12 protein-coding genes are annotated in these 18,352 nt (G+C 70.5%); 5 read left to right on the top strand and 7 right to left on the bottom strand.

Going from position 1 to position 18,352, the window contains the following annotated elements; all coding sequences use genetic code 11:
• Positions 1–16 precede the first annotated feature (16 nt).
• From KEG38_RS55575 to KEG38_RS21470, 3 genes are read left to right on the top strand one after another with little or no spacing between them, the layout of a single operon-like run.
• Positions 17–2,818, top strand: coding sequence for a PEP/pyruvate-binding domain-containing protein (locus tag KEG38_RS55575; protein ID WP_272416949.1), 2,802 nt, complete (start codon positions 17–19; stop codon positions 2,816–2,818).
• Positions 2,815–3,453, top strand: coding sequence for a hypothetical protein (locus KEG38_RS21465; RefSeq protein ID WP_272416950.1), 639 nt, complete (start codon positions 2,815–2,817; stop codon positions 3,451–3,453). The genes KEG38_RS55575 and KEG38_RS21465 overlap by 4 nt, the downstream gene beginning before the upstream one ends.
• Positions 3,454–3,510: 57 nt before the next feature.
• Positions 3,511–4,200, top strand: a complete 690-nt coding sequence (locus tag KEG38_RS21470) for a tetratricopeptide repeat protein (RefSeq protein WP_272416951.1) — start codon at positions 3,511–3,513, stop codon at positions 4,198–4,200.
• Between the two features lie 75 nt (positions 4,201–4,275).
• Here the strand turns inward: KEG38_RS21470 and KEG38_RS21475 are convergent, their stop codons facing one another.
• The 4 genes from KEG38_RS21475 to KEG38_RS21490 form a co-directional block, all read right to left on the bottom strand.
• Positions 4,276–5,181: a 3-hydroxyacyl-CoA dehydrogenase family protein gene (locus KEG38_RS21475; protein ID WP_272416952.1), complete on the bottom strand. Its 906-nt coding sequence runs from the start codon at positions 5,179–5,181 to the stop codon at positions 4,276–4,278.
• Positions 5,178–5,648: a hypothetical protein gene (locus KEG38_RS21480; RefSeq protein WP_272416953.1), complete on the bottom strand. Its 471-nt coding sequence runs from the start codon at positions 5,646–5,648 to the stop codon at positions 5,178–5,180. The genes KEG38_RS21475 and KEG38_RS21480 overlap by 4 nt, the downstream gene beginning before the upstream one ends.
• A gap of 82 nt (positions 5,649–5,730) precedes the next feature.
• The gene (locus KEG38_RS21485; protein WP_272416954.1) at positions 5,731–10,248 is read right to left on the bottom strand and encodes a VIT domain-containing protein; all 4,518 of its coding nucleotides are present in this window, start codon (positions 10,246–10,248) and stop codon (positions 5,731–5,733) included.
• Positions 10,249–10,252: 4 nt separating this feature from the next.
• Positions 10,253–10,837, bottom strand: a complete 585-nt coding sequence (locus tag KEG38_RS21490) for an RNA polymerase sigma factor (protein ID WP_272416955.1) — start codon at positions 10,835–10,837, stop codon at positions 10,253–10,255.
• 254 nt (positions 10,838–11,091) lie between these two features.
• On the opposite strand from KEG38_RS21490, the gene KEG38_RS21495 reads away from it, so the two are divergent.
• Both KEG38_RS21495 and KEG38_RS21500 read left to right on the top strand, forming a co-directional pair.
• Complete coding sequence (locus tag KEG38_RS21495; RefSeq protein WP_272416956.1) at positions 11,092–12,411, top strand: S1C family serine protease; 1,320 nt, start codon at positions 11,092–11,094, stop codon at positions 12,409–12,411.
• Positions 12,412–12,573: 162 nt separating this feature from the next.
• Positions 12,574–13,347, top strand: coding sequence for a Stp1/IreP family PP2C-type Ser/Thr phosphatase (locus tag KEG38_RS21500; RefSeq protein WP_136933489.1), 774 nt, complete (start codon positions 12,574–12,576; stop codon positions 13,345–13,347).
• A gap of 80 nt (positions 13,348–13,427) precedes the next feature.
• Here KEG38_RS21500 and KEG38_RS21505 read toward each other — a convergent pair whose 3' ends face one another.
• The 3 genes from KEG38_RS21505 to acs form a co-directional block, all read right to left on the bottom strand.
• Complete coding sequence (locus KEG38_RS21505; RefSeq protein WP_272416957.1) at positions 13,428–14,954, bottom strand: serine/threonine protein kinase; 1,527 nt, start codon at positions 14,952–14,954, stop codon at positions 13,428–13,430.
• A 22-nt stretch (positions 14,955–14,976) separates the two neighbouring features.
• Complete coding sequence (locus tag KEG38_RS21510) at positions 14,977–16,068, bottom strand: hypothetical protein (protein ID WP_272416958.1); 1,092 nt, start codon at positions 16,066–16,068, stop codon at positions 14,977–14,979.
• Positions 16,069–16,188: 120 nt separating this feature from the next.
• Entirely contained in the window at positions 16,189–18,156 is a 1,968-nt protein-coding gene (gene acs / locus KEG38_RS21515; protein WP_272416959.1) for an acetate--CoA ligase, read from the bottom strand.
• Positions 18,157–18,352: the final 196 nt, after the last annotated feature.

Genomic DNA, 18,352 nt, shown 5'->3' on the forward strand with positions numbered 1-18,352 from the left:
ATGGTAAGGCGTCGGCGTGGTCGACCCTTCGGCGCGAGCAGCGAGAACGCCCGGCGGCACGGACACGCCGAGCGGCTACGAGAACACCCTCCGTCCGCTCGCGCTCGCCTTTGGCCGCAGGCGCGGCGACGCCCGGCGCTTCGGCGGCAAGGCCACGAGCCTCGGGCGCCTCGTCCGTGAAGGCCTGCCCGTTCCGCGCGGCTGGGTCCTTCCCGCCGATCACTTCGACGCACTCGCCGAGACCACGCTCCCGCGCGGCCACGACCTGCCCACGCTGATCAAGCTCGCCGGCAGCCGCACGGGCATCGATCGCGCCGCGCGCGCCCGCGATCGCATCCAGGCGGCCCCGCTCGCCGCGCCGCTGCAAGCTGCGATCGAAGCGCTCTGGGCGGACGTCGGCGAGAGCGCGCCGTGGGGTCTCGCCGTGCGTTCGAGCGCGACGTGCGAGGATGGCGAGGAGACGAGTTTTGCCGGGCTCGCGACCACGCTCCTCGGCGTGCGTGGGCCCGAGGGGCTCGCCGCGGCGATCAAGCAAGTGTGGGCGAGCGCGTTTTTGCCGCGCGCGATCGACTACCTCGCGCACCACGGCGTGCGTGACGTGGCCATGGCCGTGCTCGTGCAGGTGATGGCGCGCGCCGAGGCCGCGGGCGTCTTGTTCACCGCGCCGCCGCCGGGGCTCGCGGGCGAGCACTGGGGCGAGAACGAGCGGCTCGTCAACGTCACGCTGGGGCTCGGCGCGCCCGTCGTGGAGGGCGCGATGCCGACGGACTCGGTGCGCTTCGCGAAGGCGGGCGGCGTGGTCGCGACGGTCGTCGCCGAGAAGCGACGCGCGCTCGTCGTCGGCCCGCGTGGCATGGAGGAGGTCGCGATCCCCGAGGATCGCACGAGGCTACCCGCGCTCTCGCACGAGGCGATCGGGCAGCTCGGCGAGCTCGCGAGCCGGCTCGAACAAGGCGGCACCGGGCCCTTCGACGTGGAGTTCGCCGTCGAGCGGACGCCCGAGGGCAAGGATCAAGTGCTCCTCCTGCAGGTGCGTCCGATCGGCGGCGGAGGTTTTCCCGAGGGCGGCGATGCGCAGACGGTCTGGTCACGCGCGAACGTCGGCGAGGCTTTGCCCGGCGCGGCGACGCCGCTCACGTGGTCGATCGCGCGGAGCTTCAGCGAGAAGGGTTTCCGTGAAGCGTTCGCCGCGCTCGGCTGTCGTGTTCCGCGCGGCGCGCACCTCGTCACCAACGTGCACGGGCGCTTCTACCTGAACCTCACCGCGTTCATGCAAATCGCCGCGCAGGTTCCGCTGCTCTCGCCGCGTGCGCTTCTGCAAGCCTCCGGCGGCGCGGGCGAGGCCGCAATCGCGCTCCTCGAACGACAAACCGAGGACGTCTCGAAGCGCGGCTTCCTCGCGCGCCTGCCCGTCGTGGCCCCGCGCGTGCTCGCGAGCCAGGCGCGGCTCGAACGTGACGTCGCGAGTTACGAGGTCGAAGCCGAACGCGCGCGTCGCTCCCTCGCCGAGATGGACCTCGGCCTCCTGCCCGACGACGCGCTCGCCACCACGCTGCGCACCGCGAGCGCGCTGCTCGATCGCACGGGCACGTTGATGCTCTCGTGCGCCTCGGCCTCGCTCGCGAGCCACCTTGCGCTCGCGCGCCTGCTCGATCGTGTCGCCGCGCGCCGCTCGTCCGCGCGTGACGACGAAGACGCCGCGCTCGCGATGGATCCGCTCATGCCCCGGTCCCTCTCGACCGGCACGTCTCTCGCGCATGCCCTCGTCGGCGGTGTTCGCGAGCTCGAAAGCGCGGGCCCCGGCGTTGCCCTCGCCCGCATCGCCGTGCGCGCGCGCGAAGAACCCGAGGCCCGCGAATGCCTCCTCGCCGGAAAAGTTCGCGCCCTGAACGATCTTCCCGACGGTCCCACGCGCCGCGAGCTCGAATCGTTCCTCGACACCTTCGGCGACCGTGCCGTCCGCGAGGCCGAGCTCTCCACGCCGCGCTGGCGCGAGGATCCCACCGCGGTCCTCGCCATGCTCGTCGCTGCCCTCCGCGCGCCCGACAGCGACCCCGATCGCGCCCTCGCTCGTGCTCGCGCCCTCGCCGATCGCGAGATGGCCCAGCTCGAAACGCGCATCGGCCCGGCCGTGCTCTACGCCGTCCGCGCCCTCGTCACGCGCACGCAGCGCTTCACGCGTCTCCGCGAGCGCATGCGCATGTGGGTCACGCGTGTCCTCGGCATGCTCCGCACCATCGCGCTCGACGTCGATCGACGCCTCCGCCGCATCGACCCCACCTTGCCCACGGGCGCCGTCTTTTTCTGCACCTACGACGAGCTCATCCTCGCGCTCCGCAGCGGCCGCGCCGAGATCGGCCACGTCGCGCGCCTCCGCCGCGCCGAGCACCTGCGCGATGCCCAGCGCCCCGATCCTCCGCCCACCTTCATCGGCCGCCCGCCGCCCGTCCAGCTCCCGCCCGCGTTTGGCCGCCGCCTCGTCGGCCTGCCGGCGTCGAGCGGCGTCGTCGAGGGCCGCGCGCGTGTCCTCGCGCCCGGCACGAGCGGCCTCGACGCCGTCTGCGCCGGCGAGATCCTCGTCACGCGCACCACGGACGTTGGCCTCTCGCCGCTTTTCCTCGTCGCTGCTGCGGTCGTCACCGAGCTCGGCGGCCCGCTCTCGCATGCGGCGATCGTCGCGCGTGAGTACGGCGTTCCGGCCGTCGTCAACGTCCCGGGCGCCACCGTCGCGATTCGCACCGGCGATCGTGTCCGTGTCGACGGCGACCGCGGGACGATTGAAATCTTCGGCGACGATGTCAGGTCCAAGGACACGTGAAGAACCGCCGCCTCTTCCTCGCGCTCGGCCTCGGCGCTGCCCTCGGCGCTGCCGCTGCGCTTTCGCTCGCCGAGCCCTCCCGCGCGAAGGCGCCCGCCGCGCCCGAGCCTCCTCGGGGTGGTTTTCCCCCGGATCCGCCGGGCAATGCGTCGAAGAAGCAGTGGGTCTTCGACATCCAGGTCCAGGGCGGCAAGGCCTCGCTCCCGCGTGTTTCCTCGGTCCTCGTGAACACGCCGACGCCCACGGTGCGCATGATGGGCCGGTTCGCGGTCGAGTTCTGGGTCGGCAAGGAGCTGCTCGATCGGATCCGCTTCGACGTGCCGATGCTCGATCGCGACTCGAAGGATCGACGTCGCGGCCCCTTGCGCGGACCGGACTTCACGAACGTCTCCACGCGCCTCAAGGTGCGCATGGCCGATAGCCCCCGCGCTGCGTTCGTCGCGCTCGTCGACCGCGCCACGGGCGACGTGCAGCGCTTCGCCTGGCCGCCTGACGCCGAGGGCCGGCTCGCCCCGCTCGGCGCGTCGGCGGCGCCTGCGCAGGCCAAGGAGACGGCGTTCGACGCGGGTTCGCCGGGGGATTCCGGGGGTTTTGGGGATGCGGGACCGAGCGACGCGTCGGTGGACGGCCGGTAGGGTTTCTTTTCGGCAGAAGTTCCATGCCGTCCGGGGCTGAGGTAGGCTGCTCGGGCCATGGCAAGCCGTCTGCTCGTTGCCTCCCTCGTGATCTCTTCGCTCGCGCTCGCCGGAACGGCGCTCGGCCAGGGTGCGGCGCCTGCGAAACCCGACGCGGCCAAGCCTGCTGCCAAGCCCGCCGCGGGCGCGGCGGCTCCGACGGCCCCGACGGCGCCGGCAGGCCCGCTCAAGGATCCCCAGAACAAGATGGGGATCAGCCCCTACATGGAGGCGATCAAGAAGGGCGAGGACGCGTTCGTCGCGCGTGATTTCCCGAGCGCGGTGACGGCGTTCCAGGACGCGATCAAGGTCGACTCGACGAAGATGCTCGCCTTCTACCGGCTCGGCGAGGCGCAGCTCGCCTCGGGCAAACCCGAGGAGGCCGAGGCCGTGTGGAGCGCCGCGCTGAACAAGGACGGCCCTGCGGATCTCAAGTCGAAGGTGCTCTTCGTTCTGGCCGACCTGCGCGAGCGTCAACGCAAGCTCGACGTGGGCAAGGAGGCGTGGGCGAAGTACGCCCAGTTCCTCAAGGACCAGGCCGACGCGAAGGGATACGCGGGCACGCCCGAAGAGCGGCAGAAGGTCATCGACCGCCGCGTGAAGGACGAGAAGGACTACGCCGCCGTGAAGGAGCGCATCCAGAAGCGCCAGGCCGAGCGTGAAAAAGAGGCGGAAGAGAACGCCAAGAAGGACAAGCTCAACAAGTAACGACTCGTTGGAGCTCAAAACGAAAGGCCCGCCGGCGTGAAGCCAGCGGGCCTTCGTGTTTTGGTCCGCGTCGGGTCAGCGCTTGTGCGCGATCGGCACGGGGCCCGACTCGGTCCAGCGGTAAAACCCTTCGCCGGACTTCTTGCCGAGCCTGCCTGCGCGCACCATCTGCCGCAGGATCGCGGGCGGCCGGAACTGCTCGCCGATCTCGCGGTGCAGGTGCTCGAGGATCATGAGCCGCACGTCGAGGCCCACGAGATCCGTCAGCTTGAGCGGGCCCATCGGGTGCCGGTAGCCGAGCTCCATCGCCCGATCGATGTCCTCCGCCGAGGCCACGCCGCTCTCCAGCATGCGCATCGCCTCCGCGCCGATCACCACGCCGAGCCGGCTCGTCGCGAACCCGGGCATGTCGTTCACGACGATCGGCGTCTTGCCGATGCGCTTGGCGATCGCGAGGCTCGCCGCGACGACGGCCTCGTCCGTGCCGAGCCCCCGCACCACCTCGAGCAGCTCCATCACGGGCGGCGGGTTGAAGAAGTGCAGGCCGATCGTGCGCGCCGCGGCGGCCGTGCGCGTGCCGATCTCCGTGATCGACAGGCTCGACGTGTTCGTGCCGAGGATCGCGCGCTCCGGCGCGAGCGCCTTCACCTCGCGAAGAAGCCCGACCTTGAGGTCCATCTGCTCGGGCGCGGACTCGATCACGAGGTCCACGTCACGACACGCCTGCGCGAGATCCGACGTGGGCACGAGCGCGCCGATGAGCTCGCTGCGCGCCTCGTTCAGCATCTTGCCCTTCTGCACGAGCCGATCCGTCGCCTGCTTGATCGACTCGATCGCGCGCCCGATCCGCGCCGCATCCACGTCGTAGAGATGCGTCACGTACCCGGCCTGCGCCGTCACCTGCGCGATGCCCTGGCCCATCGTGCCCGCGCCGAGGACCACGACGCGACGCACGTCCGAAGCCTGGATCACCTCGCTCATCGCGGCACCGGCGGCGCGGGCTGCGGCTGCGGCGCGCCGCCCGGCTGCTGCTGCCGCGCGCGGAGCGCCTCGATCTGCTGCTGGATCTGCTTCGCCTGATCCGGCGTGAGCTGACGCAGGCCACCGGAGCCGAGCGGCGCCGGGGTCGGACGCGCCTGCGGGGCCGCAGGCGGCAAGCGCGCGGGCTGCGCTTGCGGCTGCAGCGCTTGCGGCTGCGGCGCGGCTTGCGGCGCGACCTGGGCGGGCGCGCTGTCGGTCTTCGGCTGGGCCTCGTCACCGCTGCCCGCGAGCAGCCACGCGGTGCCCGCGAAGAAGAAGAGCAAGAGCCCCACGATCGGGATCCACGTGGGCGTGCGCGGCTCGTCGGCCGGCAGCTCCTGCACCGGATCGTTGTCGAAGTGGTCGTGATCGTGGGAGGCGTGGTGGCCCGCGGCGTGATCTCCGTGGGCGTCGTGCGCTGCGCTCATGGTGGGGAGGGAATGCCCCACTTCCGGCCCGAAGTCCATGGGAAGCCCCCCGGCCGATGCGCGCTCCAGGGGGCCGGCCCTTTCACGGACCCCAGGGATTGAAGGGCACGTCCGTGACCGGGACCAGGCGAGAGGTGAAGAACACCCGCATCGTCCCGACCTCCGCGCGCGGACCCGTGAGCACGAACGGCACCTTCCGCGTCTCGCCCGCGAGCTTGAGCGTCAGCTCGCCGCGCACCGGGATGTTCTGATCCGCGCCCGACGCGCGGGCGATCTCGACCACGTAGCTGCCCGAAGGCGTGTTCACGAGCCCGAGCGCCTCGGTCCGTGTGCTCGTCACGTCCCGCGCGCTGAGGAGCGCCTTGCCAGGCGAGCCGAGCCACGAGGTGCGGCGGCCTTGCGCGTCGATGAGCCCGATGTCGAGGTCCACGCCACCCGTCCACTCGGCCGAGACCTGGATGTCGCCGGTGAGCACGGACGAGGGCGGGGGGCCGGGCAGCGCGAGGAGTTTGTCGATCGAGGCGCGCACCGACTCGCTCGCGTCGAGCTTGAGCAGGCTCGCGAGCTCCGTCATGCCGAGCGTGTTCGCGCAGCGCACCGCATCCGCGACGAGCTTCGCCTCGCCGGGTGCCATGTCCGCGAGCGCGATGCGGTGCTCGCAGGCGAGGGCGTGGTTGCCCGAGGCCTCGTGCATCTTCGCGAGCCGCGTCTGCGTGGCGCGATCGCCCGGACGAACGTCCGCGAGGCCGCCGAGGATCCGGATCGCGCGCTCCCGATCGCCCTGCCGCGCCGCGAGATCCGCGCGCGCCGTCAGCGCGTCCGGATCGAGCGCGTCGCGCCCGCTCCACTTCGCCGTGAGCTCTTGCGCCTCGCCGAGGCGCCCGGCCGTCGCGTAGAGCGCGAAGAGATCCACGGTCTTGTCGCGGCTGTCGGGCGTGCTCGCGAGCGCGCTCTCGGCAGCGAGGAGCTTCGAGGCGTTCTGCGAGGCGAGCGTGTTCAGCGCCTCGAACGATCCTTTGCGCTCAAAGATTCGACGCATCGGGACGAGGCGCTGCGTCCGGCCCAATCGCCCCCGGCCCGAGCCGAAGCCGTCGTCTCCCCGGCCGCTCCCGCCCCAGCCTTCGCCGCCGAGGGCCCTCGACGCGGGCTTCGGCGCCGGCGCCGCCGTTGCGGTCGCCGCGGGCGCGGCAGGCGGCGGGGGCGCCGCTGCGGCGTCGTCGTTGAACGCATCGAACGGGGCCTCGGCAGCAGGTGCGCTCGCCCCGCCCTTCTTCGACGTTTCAGCGCCCCGCGTGTCGAGCTCGCCAGAGCCCTCGGCCTCTTCCTTCGCCGGGTCGGCGGTCTTCTCCTCGCCCTCGGCGTCCGCGTTCGAGCTTTGCGCGAGCTCCTCGCCCGTGAACGTCGGCGCGACGCGCGTTCGTTCGAGGCCGAACGCGTTCATCATCGCCTCGCTCTCCAGCACGAGCAGCGAGGTGAAGCGGCTCGCGACTGCAAAGCGCTTCGACAGCTCGATCGCCGCGAGCTTGCTCGCCGCGCCGCCCGTGTTCTCGAGCTCCGCGATCTTCGCGGCGGCGTAGAGCCGCGGCACGAACGCGTTGCCCGCGCTCGACGTCGCGAGGATCTTGATCGGGTACGTCTGCTCGAACCGCTCGCTCGCGACGCGGCCGCGCAGCCGGATCGCCCCTTCGATCGCGTCGCCGCTCGACATGCGCGCCACGACGAACGTCTCGCCGCCGGCGCGGATCGGATCGAGCCGCCCGGGCGTGACCTGCGTGAGTCCCGACGGCAGCTCGATCTCCGGATCCCGCAGCGTCACGCCGTACGCCGCCGAGAGCACGTCGAGCGCCGCGGACGAGACCTTCTGCCCGGGCACGTACGGCACCACCACGCCGCCGCCGCCGCGCGCGAGCGCCGCGAGCGAGGTCAGATCCGCGTCGGCGCCCATGGCCACGGCCACGACCGAACCATCGCTGCCCGGCAGCGAGCTACGCACCGCGGCCTCGATGTGCGACGGACGCGTCGGGCCCACGGTCGGCGTGCCGTCGCCGAGGTAGACGATCCTGAGCTCCTTGCCGCCGAGCGCACCTGCCGCGCTCCGCGCCGCGCTCACGGCCGCGGCCATGTCGCTGCCGCCGTCCGGCTCGACGCTCCCGAGGAAGCGCTCCACCTCGCCTGCTGACGCTGCGCCCGGCGGGCTCGGCAAACCGCTGCGGCCGTCCTGCGTCATCGGCCGGCACACTGTGTCGCATGCGAGCAGCACGAACGAGTCGCGCCGATCCATCTCGCGCACGATCGTCGAGGCGAGCCGCGTCGCCCGCGCGAAACGCTCTCCCACCATCGACCGGCTCGTGTCCACGACGATCGCGTGCACGTGCTCCTTCGCCACCTGCCATCGCGGCAGCTTCGGCCGGAGCGCGATCGCCACGTACGGCGACGCATCGAACGCGATGGCGCGCGCCGCCGCGGCCGCGTCCTTCTCCTCCGTCGTCTTCGCCTTCGTCGCCGCCGGCCCGTCCTTCGGCTCCTCCGGCAGCGGTGCGCTCGCGGGCTCCATCCGGTACGCCCACGCCGTCGCCTCGCGATCCCGATCGGGGAGCGCGTACTCGACCGTCAGATCACCGGCCGGAATGAACCCCGTCGCGTTCATCGTGCGTCGCTCGGCCGACGCGTCGCCGCCCGAGGGCGAGAGCTCGTAGCCGCGCGTCTGCACGCCGAACTCCTTGTCGTGACCGAGCACCTGCAGGTCGAGGTCGAACGCGTCGATCTTCGTCGTCCCGCTCGGATCGTGCGCGAGCGGATAGGTGAAGCGCCGGACGCCAGCCGCCTGGTCCACGGTCTGCGTGTACGTCAGCACCACGCGACGCGAGCCACGCTTCGGGATCGGAAAAATTTTGAGCTCAAAACGACCGCCTCGCTGCCACTCGAGCAGCGCCGGATCGCGCCACGGCCCGGGCACCCAGATGATCTCCTCCCGCGGCTTCGGCGTCTTCGGCGCCGCGTTCTGGATGACGCCGCGCCAGATCGCCGCGCCCTTGTCGCGGTCGACGAACGCGCCCTCCATCATCTTGCCGTCCACCTCCAGCGCGAGTTTTTCGATCTGCGCGCCCGGTGGCAGCGGGAACCGGAAGATGCCTTCGAGCTCCTCGTCCGTGTCGTTCGTGAACGTCTCGTCGACCTCGGTCCGCGCCACGACGTCCACGATGCGCACCTTCACCGAGTGCTTCGCGAGCCGCACCGCGTGGTCCTTCTCCTTGGTTTGTCCCGGCTTACGCGCCCGGAGCTCCCCGAGACCGCGCAGCACCGGCGCGTCGAGCTCCTCCGGCGATCGATCGCTCCATTCGAGCGAGTCCGCGACGCTCGACGAGCTTGCCACGAGCGGCTCGCGGCCCTTCTCGATCGTTGCCTCCTCGCCCGCGCGCACGGCGACCGGCTTGCCCGACGCCGCCGAACGCACGAGGACCACGCCCCGCGCAACCTCGACGCTCGCGCGGCCCTTGCTGGCCGTCATGACGAGCTTCGTGCCGACCACCTCGACCTCGCCGTCATCGACGCTGATCTTCGCCGACGGCCCGTGCTTCAGGCTCGCCACGTCCGCGACGATCGTCCCAAAGGCGAGCTTCGCCTGACGCACCTTGCCGCCCTCGAGCGAGACCGACGAGCCTCGATCGATCGCGAGCTGCGAGCCATCCGCGAGCGACACGTACGCCCGCGTGCGCGCGTCCGTGCGCAGCGTCGTGTCGCTCTTCCACGCCCATCCCGGCTTGACCGGCTTGCACGCGCCGCTCGCATCACACGCTTCGAGCCCGCCTTCCTTGTCGGCGGACGCGCGCGAGATCGAGTCGATCTTCCCCGACCACGCGGCTTCGAACGTCAGCTCCTCCGGCCCTTGTTTTTGGCCTTTCAGGTAGAACCCGGCGGCGGCCGCCGCGGCCATCGCGCCGAGAAGCCCTGCGACGAACTTCGGGCGGCGAAAGAGCGAGACGACCTTGCCCCCCTCGCTCCCCTTCGTCGTCCGCGGCGGCGCCGTGCGCGCGGCTCCCATCGTCCCGCTTTTCGCCTCGGGCTCGCGCGAGCGCGACGTTTCACGCTCGGTGATCGCCTGCGCGGGCTGCGCCGCCTTGACCTCGTCGCTCACCGCCTCCGAAGGCTGCGTCGAACCGAGTCCGTTCTCCGAAACTTTGGACACCAACGTGTTCGTCCGCGCCGGCGGGGGCTCGGTCGCGACCTCCGTCTTCGCCGTCGCGATGTCCGTCACCCTCGGCTCGGAGACCCGATCCTCGGCAACCACGCTCTTCGCCGTGCGCGGCGCCGACACCGCGGCCTCGACGCTCTTCGGCGCCACGCCGGCCGGCGGCTTCAGGTTCTCCACGTCGAGCCGCGCGAGCACCTTCTCCGCAAAACCCGCGTCCACGCGAAAGTCTCCGCCCGCGTGCCCCACGAACTCCGCTGCGCGCTCCGCGTCGTACCGGAGGTCCCGGCACGCGTCGCAGTCGGCGATGTGCTCGAACAACTCCTTCGGCGCCGAACCATCCAGCACCTCGGCGATTCGCTCCTCGACCTCGCGGCAGAGCCCACCCACGTTCGTCTCGCTCGTGCTCATCGCTTCACTCCTCGCCGATCTCCGCCCGCATCTTCCCGAGCGCGCGGCTCACGCGTTTCCGCGCCGCCGCCTCGTCGATCCCGCACGCCTGGGCCACCTCTCGGAAGCTGAGCCCCGCGTCGTACCGAAGCACCAGGGCCTCCCGCTCGCTCGGCTTGAGCTTCGAGAGCGCCTCGCGCGCGCGTGACGCTCTCTCCTTCTCCAGCGCGAGCTCGCCCGCGTCCGCCCGTCCCGACGACGTGTCGTGCACCAGCCGGAGCCGCGCCTTCTGCCGCGCCTGCGTCTCGGAGAACCGACCGCAAATGCGACGCGCGATCCCGAACAGGAACGCTCTCACGCTTCCTTCCGCTCGGTACGTCGGGAACGCGTCGTACGCGGCCAGCAAGGTCTCTTGCACGAGCTCCTCGCTGTCCGCCTGCGAGCCCGTGAAGGCCATGCAAAGCCGACCGATCGGCGCTGCATAAACCCGGGCGCACCGCGCGAGCGCCTCGCGATGGTTGCCCGCCGCGAGGAGCTCCTCGATGTCGCGCGCCTCCTCGGCGTGCGATCGGCCTTCCTTCATCTCTGCACGTGCCAGACCCGGGGCCATGGTTGCCTCTTCGCCTGCCATGTTGCTCGGAGCTCCTCTTTTGTGACCGCGACCGAAGCGATCCCCCCAAATCCCCGTCCAACGACTTGCGTGGACCCGAGGCGCTCCGCCCCTCGCCGTGGTAGGATCGATCGAGATCGCCGGCCCCTGCCGGCGACCCGGCCGCCCACGGCGCGACCTTTGCAGCGCCCCCGTCCACGCTACATCATCGCGCGAGCGCCGATCTCGCCGACGAGCTTCGAGGAGCGCCTCCCATGACGAATTTCCCCGCCTCGCCCGAAAAGTCCCCCGCGTTCGGTCACACCTCCGGCGTGAAGAATCTTCAACGCTGGTCGATCGCGGGCAGCCTCGCCGTCCTCGCGCTCATGGCCCCGACCGCGGTCTTCGCCCAAGCGGCGCCCGCGGTCGCGCCGGCCGATGTCGCCGCCCCGCCGGTCGCACGGCCTCAGCCGAACGCGCCGCCCCGTCGCATCGCGCCGCCGCCGCAACTGCCCGCGCTGCAAGCCGCTCCGCCCGCCGCGATCCCTCCCGCGCCCGCCGCGGATCCCAACGCGCCCGCGGATCCCAACGCGAAGAAAGAACCCTCCGTCGAGGAGAAGGCGCTCCGCGGTGTCGTCGCGATCGAACGCGCCGGTCAGCCCCTTTCGCTCGGCGCTGCGCTCGCGGGGGATGGCCGCATCCTCGCCGCGCTCTCGCCGCTCGGCTCGGGTAACGACCTCGAAGCGCGCTTCGCCGACGGCTCCGTCGTTCGCGTCAAGCTCGGCCACCACGACCGCACCTGGGACCTCGCGCTCCTCGTCCCGCAGTCGGGCCGCTGGACCGAAGGGCTCGTCGCCTCCACGCGTGATCCGCTCCGCACCGACGCGACCATCCGCAGCTTCGCGATGGGCGCCAAGGGCAAACCTTCGGTCTCGCAGATGGTGATCCGCGGCCGGAAAAACCTCCTCGGCGCCGACGACGCCACGCTCGCGAACGCCTTCGAGCTCGGCTCGCGCATCTCGCCGCTCGACCTCGGCGCGCCGATCGTCGACGAGGACGGGCGCGTCGTCGCCCTGCTCGGCCGCGGCTGCTCCCCGAACGAGGGTCGCCCCTGCACCCCCGTCGCGTTCGGCATCCCGATCAACGCGATCCGCTCCTTCCTGCGCACGGTCCCGCCGACCGCGGTCCCGCCCGCGGCTTGGCTCGGCATCCAGGGTTCGTCCGAGGTCGGAACGTTCGCCAAGGGCGTCCGTGTGCAGAGCATCCACCCGGACAGCCCCGCGGCCGAGGCCAAGCTCAAGGGCGGCGATCCCTCCGTCAGCGACATGATCGTCGCCGTCGACGGCGTGCCCGTGACGAGCCCCGAGCAGCTCGCGGAGGTCATCCGGACGCACGCGGTCGGCGAGAAGGTGCCGCTCACGGTGTTTGGCCAGGGCAAGTATCGTCAGGTGACGGTCGCGCTTCGTCAGGCGCCCGATCCGCGCGCCGCACCCAAGGCGCCGCCTGCGCATCCGGCCGAGTTGCCGACGCTCGGCGATGCGCCTCCCCCCACGCAAGCCCGTCCCAGAGCGGACGTGCTCGACCGCAGGAGGTAAGATCGATCCCATCTGATCCCGTGGAAACGAACTCGCGACGACCCACTCGCGGGATCTCGTTGACACCCCGCCGAACGATCCCGACCATGACGAGCGCGGCTCTCGGCTACCCATCGGTACCGAGAAAAGGCGAGCCGCTCCGTCCCCCACATTCGGTGAACCGTGGCTCAACAGCTCCGCATCGAGGTTGCCGGCGAGACGAACGTCGGCCGCAAGCGTAATCACAACGAAGACAACTTCGCGATCATGGCGGAGTACGGCCTCTTCATCGTGGCCGACGGCATGGGTGGTCATGCATCGGGCGAGGTCGCCTCGAAGATGGCCGTCGACGCGATGCAAGAATTCTTCGCGCAGACGCAAGAGGATCCCGAGCGCACGTGGCCCTACAAGATGGACCGCACGAAGGGCTACGAGGAGAACCGCCTCATCACGGGCATCAAGCTCGCGAACCTGCGCATCTACGAAACCGCGCAGCGCGAGTCGAAGAAGCGCGGCATGGGGACGACGTTCGTCGGCATCTTCACGGCGAACGACGGCGTGTACATCGCGCACGTCGGTGACAGCCGCGTCTACCGGCATCGCGACGGCAAGCTCGAGTGCCTCACCGAGGACCACTCGTTGCTCAACGACTACATCAAGATGAAGCGCCTCACGCCCGAGGAGATCGCGAACTTCCCGCACAAGAACGTCATCGTGCGCGCGCTCGGGATGAAGGAGACCGTCAAGGTCGACACGCGCTTCGAGGTGCCCGCCGTCAACGACACCTACCTGCTCTGCTCCGACGGCCTCTCCGGCCCCGTGAGCGACCCCGAGATCGCCGACATCCTCTCGCGCCACGGCGACATCAAGACCGCGACCGCGAAGCTCATCGAGCGCGCCAACGAGAACGGCGGACCCGACAACGTCACGTGCGTCCTCGTCCGCTGGACGCTCTGATCCAAGGCGAACACCGACCCGCGTTCACGCGCCGCACCCACGGCGCGTGATGCGTTTTGTGCGCGCGACGCGCGCGGCGATCACTTGCCCGTCGAGAGCATGATCGCCGCGACGATGGCGAAGCCGATCAGCGCGAACAGAACGCCGCCGAGCAGGAAGGGCCACACACGGCGCGGCGCATGCTGCGGCGCGAGGTCGGTCGCGAGGGGCTGCATGCCGGTTTGCTGCGGCCACGGGGCCTGCTGCGCCGGCATGCTCATCGGTTGCTGCCCATAGGATCGCGAGGCCTCCGGGTACGTCGCGTTCGGCATCGGCGCGCCGTAGCTCGGCGACGCGGGCACGGGCGGTTGCACCGCGCCGTACGTGCCCGAGCTCGACAGACCCGGGTAACTGTTGGAGGTCGAACCATATCCCGAGGGGCTTGGCCGCGCCGCGCTCGATCCCGACGGCTGCGGCAGCGGCGGCCACTGCGGGGCCCCTCCGGTCTGGTTCGGCATGAGCCGCGCGATCGGCATTGCCAGCGTCGCGGCCGCGTCGTCGGTCGTGTTCTCCGCCTCGATCGGCGGAGGCTCGGGGCGACGGATGTGCGACTCCTGGCGCGTCACGTCGTAGGGAATCGTCCCGCGCGGCCCGCCGCTCAAGGACGCCGACGCATGCGAAGGCGTGCGCGACATCGACACCCCCGTCTGCGGCGCGGGCATCGTGTGTGCGGTCCCGAGCGTGTTCGGCTGCGCGTACGGCACGCCCGACGAACGCGGGCTCAGTTCGCGCCACGCGGCGAGCGCCTCCGTCGCTGTCTGGAACCGCTGGTCCGGATCACGCGCGAGCCCGCGTGCGACGAACGCTTCGAGCCGTGGATCGATGGGGCCATCCATCGCGTCGCCGATCCTGCGCGGCGGCGCCTTCGCCTTCATCTCCACCATCACGAGCACGTTCTTCGCGAGGTAGGGGAGCTGTCCCGTGAGCGACTGGTAGATCATCGTCGTGCACGCGTAGATGTCCGCGCGCTCGTCGACCATCTTTGCCTTGCCGATCTGCTCGGGCGGCATGAACGAGAACGTTCCGAGGCTCTGGCCCATCTCGGTGAGCGTCTCGCCCTCCAACTCCTTCGGCAGCTTCGAGATGCCGAAGTCGAGGATCTTTACCCGCGTGGAGCCATCCGGACGGCGTTCGAGGAAGACGTTCGAGGGCTTGAGGTCGCGGTGGATGATCTTCACGCGGTGCGCGTCCGCGAGGCCCATCCAGACCTGTTCGAGGATGAAGTAGAGCTCGTCGAAGTGGATCGGCCCGGTGCGCTTCAGCCGATCGATGAGGCTCTCGCCTTCGAGCAGCTCGAAGACGAGCACGATGCCGAAGTTCGCGTCCTCCTCGACGTCGAGGACCTGCGTGACGTAGTCGCTGTTGATCGAGCCCGCCGCGCGCGCCTCGCGCCGGAAGCGCTCGACGGCCGAGTGCTTCGCCTTCACGTCGGCGTGCAGCACCTTGATCGCCACCTGGCGCCCGGTGCGCGTGTTCTCCGCGGCGAACACCTCGCCCATCCCGCCGCGCCCGAGCGGGCGGATCACGCGGTAGCGATTCGCGATGATGGTGCCGGCTTCGATCTCCAAACGTGCGCCTCGTCCCTTCGGACTAGAACGTCCCGACGGCCATCATGCCGCCGCCCTGCGGTGTGGCCCATGGAGCGAAGGCAAACGACTCCTTCGGCGGCTCGGTCGGCTTCTTCTCGGGCCGCATGACGAAGAGGACCGTCGCCGCCACCGCGCCCGCCGCGGCCAAGCCGAAGCACACGTCCGCGACCGTGTTCAGCGTGACGACCTTCGAACGCATGTCCTCGAGGACCACGAGCTCCGATGCGGTGTTCGCCTTCCCGTTCGACGCGTCGAAGTCGGCTTTCGCGCCCGTCGCGAGCACGCCTCCGACCACCGCGCCCGCGATGCCCGCGGCGATCGCCGCGCCGCCCACGATGAACACCGTCATCGGCACGGGACGCGAGGGCTGCTCGGCGGGTTTGTCCTCGCCGCCGCTCTGGAAGTCCTTCTCGGTAAAACCCTCGGCCGTCACGGGTTTGCCCTTGTCGAACTCGAACTCGCGCTCGAACTTGCCGCCGTTCGGGATGTCGACCTTCCAGATCTGATCGGGCGCGCCGTCGACGCTGGCCTTGAACTCGTGCGAGCCGGGGTGGATGCCGATGCGCGTGTCCGTGAGGCCGATCGTGTAGCGGTTCGTGATCGGAAAGCCGCGCGCCGGCGTGCGCACGTCCGTGATCGTCACGCCCGGACGATCGGACTTCAGCGTCACCCACGCGACCACGGACCGCAGCGCCTTGAGGTCCGTCTCCATCTGCTGCTTGTCCGCGGGGTCGAGCTGATCGCCCTTCGCTTCGAGGAATTTGTCGAGCAGAGAGATCGCCTCGCCGTCGCGCTCGAGCTCCATCGCGCAGAGGCCCATGCCCTTGACCGCGTTCATCGAGCCCGAGAGCTCGTAGGCCTTCTTGAACTCGCGATACGCCTCCTCGCACTTGTGCCCGGAGGGATCGTTGTAGAAGGCCGCGCCCGCCTCCATGTGCTTCTTCGCTTCGACGAGCTTCGGATCCTCGGGCGCTGCGGGCTCGGCCGGGGGCTTCTTGCCGGCGCCTTTGCCCTGCGCGAGGGCCGGGCACGCAGCGGCGAGCATGGCGAGAGCCGTGATCGCGGAGAACGTACGCGTCAGCGCGGACCGCATGCCCCAAAGGGTACCGCGGGTCGTGCTGGATCGGAAAGAGAACCGCAGGGGTTCGGGGCGTAGCTCCGCTCGCGGAGCGAGAGCCCCGAGCGTCGAACGACGCGGTTCGAGGGGGGCGTCTTACTCCTCGTTGGAGCGGAGCTTGGCGAGCACGCTGAGGTCTTCGAGGGTCGAGGTGTCGCCGGTGGTCTCGCGCCCCGTGGCCACATCCTTCAAGAGGCGCCGCATGATCTTGCCGCTTCTCGTCTTCGGCAGCGCGTCGGCGAAGCGGACCTGATCGGGTCGGGCGAACTTGCCGATCTCTTGGCCGACGTGGTTCGCGAGCTTCGTCGCGAGCTCGGGACTCGCCGTAAATCCGGGGCGAAGCGACACGAAGACCACGAGCGCTTGGCCCTTGAGGTCGTCCGGCCGACCGACCGCGGCCGCCTCGGCGACGGCTGGGTGCGAGACGAGCGTGCTCTCGATCTCCGCGGTGCCGATGCGATGACCCGCAACGTTCAGGACATCGTCGATGCGGCCGACGACCCAGTAGTAGCCGTCCGCGTCGCGGCGCGCGCCATCGCCCGTGAAGTAACAGCCCTCGACATCGCTGAAGTACTGCTTGCGGAAGCGCTCGTCGTCGCCCCACACGGTGCGCAAGATCGAGGGCCACGGGCGCCGGAGGACGAGCATGCCGCCCTCGTTCGCCCCGACGCTCGTGCCGTCCTTGGTCACGACGTCCGGCACCACGCCGAACATGGGCAAACCCGTCGATCCGGGCTTCGCCGACGCGGCGCCGGGCAAGGTCGTCATGAGGATCGAGCCCGTCTCCGTTTGCCACCACGTGTCGACGATGGGGCAACGCTCGCCGCCGATGTTCTTGTGGTACCAGATCCACGCCTCGGGATTGATCGGCTCGCCGACGGAGCCGAGCAGGCGCAGGCTCGAAAGATCACTCTTCTTCGGCCAGTCGTCGCCCTGGCGCATGAAGGCGCGGATCGCGGTCGGCGCGGTGTAGAGGATGGTCACGCCGTGCCGCTCGATGAGGCGCCAGAAGCGGCCCCAGTCGGGGAAGTTCGGCGCGCCTTCGTAGAGCAGGCACGTCGCGCCGTTCGAGAGCGGGCCGTAGACGATGTAGCTGTGCCCGGTCACCCAACCGACGTCGGCCGTGCACCAGTAGACGTCGTCGTCACGCAGGTCGAAGACGTACTTCGTGGTGACGTGCGCGCCGACGAGATAACCCGCGGTCGTGTGCAGCACGCCCTTGGGTTTGCCCGTGGAGCCCGAGGTGTAGAGGATGAACAGCGGGTGCTCGGCGTCGACGATCGTGGCCTCGCGACGCGCGTGGCCGTTCGGATCGACGATCTCGTGCCACCACACGTCGCGTCCCTCGGTCATCTGCACGGGACACTTCTCGCTGCCGAGGTGACGCAGCACGACGGTCTTCTGCACGCTCGCCGATTGCGGCTGCGCGAGCGCCTTGTCGACGGTCGACTTCAGCTCGAGCACGTTGCCGCGCCGGTAGCCGCCGTCCTGCGTGATGACGACCTTCGCCTGGCTGTCGTGCACGCGGTCGCGGATCGCGTCCGCCGCGAAGCCGCCGAAGATCACGGTGTGCACCGCGCCGAGCCGCGCACACGCGAGCATCGCCACCACGACCTCGGGCACCATGCCCATGTAGATCGCCACGCGGTCGCCCTTCTCCACGCCGAGCTTCGCGAGCGCGTCGGCGAAGAGCACGGTGTCGCGGTAGAGCTGCGCGTACGTCAGCGTGCGCGTCTCGCCGTACTCGCCTTCCCAGATGATCGCCGCCTTGTTCCGCGTCGGCGTCGACATGTGCCGATCGAGGCAGCTCTCCGAGACGTTGAGCGTCGCGCCCTCGAACCACTTCGCGTGCGGGAGGTTCCACTCGACCGTCTGCGTCCACGGCGTGCGGAACACGAGGTCCTTCGCCTCGCGACGCCAGAACGTGTCCGGATCGTCGAGGCTCTCGCGGTAGAGCGCGTCGTAGGCCTCGCGCGATTTGATGCGCGCGCGCGCGGCAAACTCGGCCGGCGGATCGAACCTACGCGTCTCCTTCAGCAGGCTTTCGATGGCTTCCTTCGACATGGGCCCTCCCAAGGCGGACGCGGAGGATACCGCTCCGGAAGAACATCGTCACCAGCCGCCGAGACCGACGCGCGCTCCGAGGCCCAGGGTCACGCGGGGGTCGGCGAGCTCGACGTCGGCGGTGTCGGTCCCGCCGAGCAGGAGCGTCTGCTGCGCGGCGAGACCGACCAGGACGCCGCTCCAGTCGAGCTCGACG

The organism is Polyangium jinanense, from assembly GCF_028435265.1.
Classification (GTDB): domain Bacteria; phylum Myxococcota_A; class Polyangia; order Polyangiales; family Polyangiaceae; genus Polyangium; species Polyangium jinanense.

Excerpts from the sequence above, each read along its gene's own strand:
- KEG38_RS21485 (WP_272416954.1), bottom strand. The coding sequence starts at position 10,248 with ATGAGCACGAGCGAGACGAACGTGGGTGGGCTCTGCCGCGAGGTCGAG.
- acs (WP_272416959.1), bottom strand. The coding sequence starts at position 18,156 with ATGTCGAAGGAAGCCATCGAAAGCCTGCTGAAGGAGACGCGTAGGTTC.
- KEG38_RS21495 (WP_272416956.1), top strand. The coding sequence starts at position 11,092 with ATGACGAATTTCCCCGCCTCGCCCGAAAAGTCCCCCGCGTTCGGTCAC.
- KEG38_RS21480 (WP_272416953.1), bottom strand. The coding sequence starts at position 5,648 with ATGAGCGCAGCGCACGACGCCCACGGAGATCACGCCGCGGGCCACCAC.
- KEG38_RS21475 (WP_272416952.1), bottom strand. The coding sequence starts at position 5,181 with ATGAGCGAGGTGATCCAGGCTTCGGACGTGCGTCGCGTCGTGGTCCTC.
- KEG38_RS21510 (WP_272416958.1), bottom strand. The coding sequence starts at position 16,068 with ATGCGGTCCGCGCTGACGCGTACGTTCTCCGCGATCACGGCTCTCGCC.
- KEG38_RS21490 (WP_272416955.1), bottom strand. The coding sequence starts at position 10,837 with ATGGCCCCGGGTCTGGCACGTGCAGAGATGAAGGAAGGCCGATCGCAC.
- KEG38_RS21470 (WP_272416951.1), top strand. The coding sequence starts at position 3,511 with ATGGCAAGCCGTCTGCTCGTTGCCTCCCTCGTGATCTCTTCGCTCGCG.